The organism is Protofrankia sp. CiP1_Cm_nod4, assembly GCF_982290645.1.
On sequence record NZ_CEVIVC010000165.1, the window covers coordinates 2,853 to 4,777 of the forward strand.

The 1,925-nt window shown below is 70.2% G+C and carries 3 protein-coding genes; 2 read left to right on the forward strand and 1 reads right to left on the reverse strand.

Features of this window, described 5'->3' with window-relative positions; genetic code table 11:
- Nucleotides 1-11: 11 nt before the first annotated feature.
- Complete coding sequence (locus AC5LSR_RS21200) at nucleotides 12-134, reverse strand: hypothetical protein (protein ID WP_493468889.1); 123 nt, start codon at nucleotides 132-134, stop codon at nucleotides 12-14.
- Between the two features lie 129 nt (nucleotides 135-263).
- Here AC5LSR_RS21200 and AC5LSR_RS21205 point away from each other — a divergent pair, with 129 nt between their 5' ends.
- Both AC5LSR_RS21205 and AC5LSR_RS21210 read left to right on the forward strand, forming a co-directional pair.
- Nucleotides 264-587 (forward strand): hypothetical protein, encoded by a 324-nt coding sequence (locus AC5LSR_RS21205; protein WP_493465578.1) that lies wholly within the window; start codon nucleotides 264-266, stop codon nucleotides 585-587.
- A gap of 13 nt (nucleotides 588-600) precedes the next feature.
- On the forward strand, nucleotides 601-1,782 hold the full coding sequence (locus AC5LSR_RS21210; RefSeq protein WP_250287286.1) for a hypothetical protein: 1,182 nt from the start codon (nucleotides 601-603) through the stop codon (nucleotides 1,780-1,782).
- Nucleotides 1,783-1,925 lie beyond the last annotated feature (143 nt).

Sequence of the window (1,925 nt, forward strand, 5' to 3'; positions counted from 1 at the left end):
GCGGGCATCCTCTACATCAGCGACAGCAAGAACTGCCTGGTATCGAGCATCGACACCAACAGATAACCAACCGGTGCCGCGCGGCCAGCGTGGCCGGTGGTTGCCGGTGTTCTGAGCCGCTCTTCGAAGGCCATCGGAATATCTATTACAGGGACCGGCCACAAGGATCGCGGGCCAGTGGCGGCTGGGGTTCCCCTGCCCTGTCGGGGCTCCATTCGGCTGTCTCGGTAGGCTGCCGGCTACGGCGAAGGTGACCCAAGGCGGTGGAGGTGACCGAGGTGGAGCTGGACGAGGTGGAGCTGGATGCGCTGGTCGAGCAGGCCGTCGTCGACGCCTACGGCGAGGACGAACAGCTCACGGCCTTCCACGCTGTGATCGAGGACAACCTCGCCGTTCCCTTCCAGACCACCGTCCTGGGCGTGGACGTGACCGTCACGAAGATCGACCTGCGGTCCGACAGCGGCATCGTCGCGGTCTGCACCCGGGGGAAGCACCGCCAGGTGATCGGTATCCTGGACCTGCCGCTGCCCACCCCACCCCCGGGCGGGGCCGAATGGGTCGAGGCCTACCGGCACTGGGCATCCTGACGGTGACGCGACGATGAGCACATACCAGTACTACGAGTTCCTGGCCGTCGACCGGCCGTTGACCGCACAGCAGCAGGCCGAGGTCCGCACTCTGTCCACCCGGGCCCGGATCACCGCCACCAGCTTCACCAACGAGTACCACTGGGGCGATTTTCACGGCGATCCACGCATCATGATGGAGCGCTACTACGATGCCCACCTCTACCTCGCCAACTGGGGCACCCATCGGATCATGATCCGGCTGCCCCGCACCCTCCTCGACCTCAAGACCGTCCAGCGGTACACCGTCGAGCCTCACCTGACGGCCTGGACCGCCGGGGACCATCTCATCCTCGATCTGACCAGCGAGGACGACAGCGGGGACTGGGTGGAGGGCGCCGAGGACTCCCTGTCGGCCATCGTCGGTGCCCGCGCCGAGCTCGCCGCCGGGGACCCGCGGGCTCTCTACCTGGCCTGGCTGGCCGGCTACGGGACGTGGGAACGTGACGAGGACGTCTTCGGCGACGACGAGGAGGACACCCTCGAGCCACCGGTGCCCGCCGGGCTGGGTTCCCTCACCGCGCCGCAGCGGGCCCTGGCGGATTTCCTCCGCCTCGACGCCGACCTGCTCACCAGCGCGGCCCAGGCAAGCCCGCCCCTGGCAGCGGCCAGGGACGACCCCCGCGCACTCGCCGGATGGATCCGGGATCTCCCCGCCGGTGACAAGGAGAGCTTCCTGCTCCAGGTCGCGCACGGGGACGGCGCCCGGGTCCAGCTGGAGCTGCTGCGACGTTTCCGCGGTACGCCCGACAGCGGCGGGAACGGCCGTCCCCGCCGCACGGTCGCGCAACTGCTGGACACCGCCGCGGAGATCCGGCAGGAACGCCGGCGCCAGGAGCAGGCCGCCCGCGCCGAGGGGGAGGCCCGCCGCGCGCGGGAACGCGCGCTGGCCCGGGAGAAGCGGCTGGACGCGCTGGCCGGTGACCAGGAAACGGCCTGGGCGCGTGTCGACGCGCTGATCGACGGCCGCCGGCCGAGCGACTACGACGCGGCCGTCGAGATCCTCGAGGACCTCCGTGCTGTTGCCGCACGCGCCGGCCACAGCACGGAGTTCACACAGCGGTTCGCCCTCCTGCGCCAGCGGCATGCCCGCAAGCCCAGCCTTGTCGCACGTTTCGACCGCGCCGGCCTCGCTGACACCTCCACCGGCCAGTGATCCGCAGCCCGGGTAGCCGCCACGGATCCGCTGACAGGCTCATGCCGGTGACAGGCTCATGCCGGCTCATCACCGCAGGCCCGGGTCGGGCCGGGGGGTGAGCTGCTTCGCCCGCTGGAGCTCGCCGAGAGTAGCGAACCTGT